Here is a 1,929-nt window from a genome sequence, read left to right as displayed (position 1 = left end):
ACTAGACAACAAGCGAATAGCCGCAGAGGCCGAACGGGACGCGGCGTTGGGGCATATCGCCAACATTTCCAGCGCAGCGTCTCAGGCCATAAACGAGTGGCGCGACCCATATGAACCCGTCGCGCAATGGGAAAAAGGCGTAAGCAACGCTATGCGCGGGCTTGGTGAGGCATGTGCAGCCGCCCGCAAGAAAGGGGGTGATGCATGAGCTGGTATCAGAAGCATACTAAAGCTGATCTAGCCGCCCGCATTGCGGAACTGGAAGCGGAGGCAGAGCGGTTGCGGGAGGCGCTGGCACCAAGCGGCGACACAAAGGCCGATTACATAGGCGAAATCATAGACCCCGATACACGCAAGACAGTTTCGTGGAGCGCAATCAAGATGATCATGGCGATGATTTCCGCCCGCGCCGCTCTGAACAAGGACACCACACCATGACATCCCGCAACCGCATCAAAGCCGCCTTGCGTGACGCTGGATATGTGACGCTGCCGCCGCTGCATGTTCCCGAAAAGGTCGCAGATCACATCATGAAAATTGCGGGGCAGTATAAGGATGATGTGCTGAGGATTAGGCGCGAGGCGCGCGGGGATGATTAACCCCTACACGCCCCCGTCATTCGATCATCGGTGTCCGCTATCCAGTTGCCCCAAGCGGTAGCTGGAACAGGCTCATAAGGCATAGCAAGCCGCGCCTCAGCGTAGCTACCACATCCCGTCGTTGTTGCGCACGCGCTCATCAGGAGTGTTGCCACTAGCGCGCCCATCGCGCACAGCCTGCCGCCCGCGTTCTTGCGCTTTGATCTCGTCCGCATTTCGCTTGTTCCTTTCGCTTTTCGCGCCCTGCCAGCGCCCTAGCACCAGCGCCGCGATAACCGCGCCCAGACCCGCGAGTGTGCCGCCCAGAGGGCCTAAGATCGTCTGCAACAGGGCTTCAATCATTTGCGCCGCCATAGCATATAGCCGACAAGGCCCACGACCGCGACAATCGCCACGATCTGCGCAATGTCGGATAGCTGGCCAAGAACGCCAGACGCAGCCGGGGCAACATCAAGCGCAAGAGCAACGGCACCAGCGCCGCCCGCTGCAACCTCTGGGGCTTTGCTTTCCTTGTCGTCTGGTCGCGCCGGGGCTTTGGGCGGCTTGTCGCCTGTTGTCCAGTCGCTTGGCGGATACACGTCGCGCTTGAGTTCAAAATGCGGGCCATCCCGAAACTTTGTCCACCGCCCGCCCCAAGTCAGGGCCACACCCTCTTTTGTCGCCGCAGCTTCGACCGCTGGTCCCAGCTTATGATACAAGGGCCAATCAAACGCCGCCTTGCCATCTGGCCCGATAGGTAGCAGGTCTACCGCGTGTCCGGTCAGGTGGCGGCTATTCATCGTGCGAGACGCCCCCGACTGCACAAGTTGGCGCTGGCGGTCCTCAGTCCGAAGTCCCTCAATCACGATGAAGTCCAAGGGACTTTCCTGCAATGCGCGGTCGATCACCCGCCGCAAGTCAGGATGTATGCCGCGAAGGTTTGTCAGGCTTCTTTTGCTGTATTTGCGTGTAATCATGGCAACCTCTCAAGCTGGTTAATCAGCCGCCGCAAGTCGCCGCGAAGGCCGCTGAGTTGTTCCTCAATCCGCCCTAGTTGGACGGCTTGACTTTGGCTGGCGTTGCGCTGCGCTTCTGTCACCGCGTCCAGCCGTTCGACCGCCGTTTCATTGGCCCCAACACGGGCTTGTATTGATGCCGCCCACCATAGAGCGCCGCCGGTCTGCACCGCGATTGCGAAAATAAGTGCTATCGGCACGCGCTTGTCCAAATGCCAGTTTTCAGGTTGTGCCATTCTTTAAGTCCTTTCCGCCGCCAGCAATGCCCGCGCATGTGCCAAGTCTATTTCATGTGACCTACGGCAATGGTCTTTGTCCCAGAAGAATATCGCGTC

Annotated in this window: 6 protein-coding genes; 3 read left to right on the top strand and 3 right to left on the bottom strand. The window is 59.4% G+C overall.

The window, feature by feature from the left end; all coding sequences use genetic code 11:
- The 3 genes from VGP75_RS01140 to VGP75_RS01130 form a co-directional block, all read left to right on the top strand.
- A partial coding sequence (locus VGP75_RS01140; protein WP_327541897.1) for a hypothetical protein occupies nucleotides 1-208 on the top strand: 208 nt, incomplete at its 5' end.
- Complete coding sequence (locus tag VGP75_RS01135; protein ID WP_327541896.1) at nucleotides 205-438, top strand: hypothetical protein; 234 nt, start codon at nucleotides 205-207, stop codon at nucleotides 436-438. The genes VGP75_RS01140 and VGP75_RS01135, both read left to right, overlap by 4 nt.
- Nucleotides 435-599 (top strand): hypothetical protein, encoded by a 165-nt coding sequence (locus tag VGP75_RS01130; protein ID WP_327541895.1) that lies wholly within the window; start codon nucleotides 435-437, stop codon nucleotides 597-599. The genes VGP75_RS01135 and VGP75_RS01130 overlap by 4 nt, the downstream gene beginning before the upstream one ends.
- Nucleotides 600-704: 105 nt before the next feature.
- On the opposite strand, the gene VGP75_RS01125 is transcribed toward VGP75_RS01130, so the two are convergent.
- From VGP75_RS01125 to VGP75_RS01115, 3 genes are read right to left on the bottom strand one after another with little or no spacing between them, the layout of a single operon-like run.
- Nucleotides 705-941, bottom strand: coding sequence for a hypothetical protein (locus VGP75_RS01125; protein ID WP_327541894.1), 237 nt, complete (start codon nucleotides 939-941; stop codon nucleotides 705-707).
- On the bottom strand, nucleotides 938-1,555 hold the full coding sequence (locus tag VGP75_RS01120; RefSeq protein WP_327541893.1) for a M15 family metallopeptidase: 618 nt from the start codon (nucleotides 1,553-1,555) through the stop codon (nucleotides 938-940). The genes VGP75_RS01125 and VGP75_RS01120 overlap by 4 nt, the downstream gene beginning before the upstream one ends.
- Nucleotides 1,552-1,830: a hypothetical protein gene (locus tag VGP75_RS01115; protein ID WP_327541892.1), complete on the bottom strand. Its 279-nt coding sequence runs from the start codon at nucleotides 1,828-1,830 to the stop codon at nucleotides 1,552-1,554. Before VGP75_RS01115 ends, VGP75_RS01120 begins: the two co-directional genes overlap by 4 nt.
- Between the last annotated feature and the right edge of the window lie 99 nt (nucleotides 1,831-1,929).

The organism is Yoonia sp. (assembly GCF_036007805.1).
In the GTDB taxonomy this organism is placed as follows: Bacteria; Pseudomonadota; Alphaproteobacteria; order Rhodobacterales; family Rhodobacteraceae; genus Yoonia.
Note: the sequence above shows the minus strand (reverse complement) of the source record. Positions and strands in the feature narration are given on the sequence as shown.

Excerpts from the sequence above, each read along its gene's own strand:
- VGP75_RS01135 (WP_327541896.1), top strand. The coding sequence starts at position 205 with ATGAGCTGGTATCAGAAGCATACTAAAGCTGATCTAGCCGCCCGCATT.
- VGP75_RS01130 (WP_327541895.1), top strand. The coding sequence starts at position 435 with ATGACATCCCGCAACCGCATCAAAGCCGCCTTGCGTGACGCTGGATAT.
- VGP75_RS01125 (WP_327541894.1), bottom strand. The coding sequence starts at position 941 with ATGATTGAAGCCCTGTTGCAGACGATCTTAGGCCCTCTGGGCGGCACA.
- VGP75_RS01120 (WP_327541893.1), bottom strand. The coding sequence starts at position 1,555 with ATGATTACACGCAAATACAGCAAAAGAAGCCTGACAAACCTTCGCGGC.
- VGP75_RS01115 (WP_327541892.1), bottom strand. The coding sequence starts at position 1,830 with ATGGCACAACCTGAAAACTGGCATTTGGACAAGCGCGTGCCGATAGCA.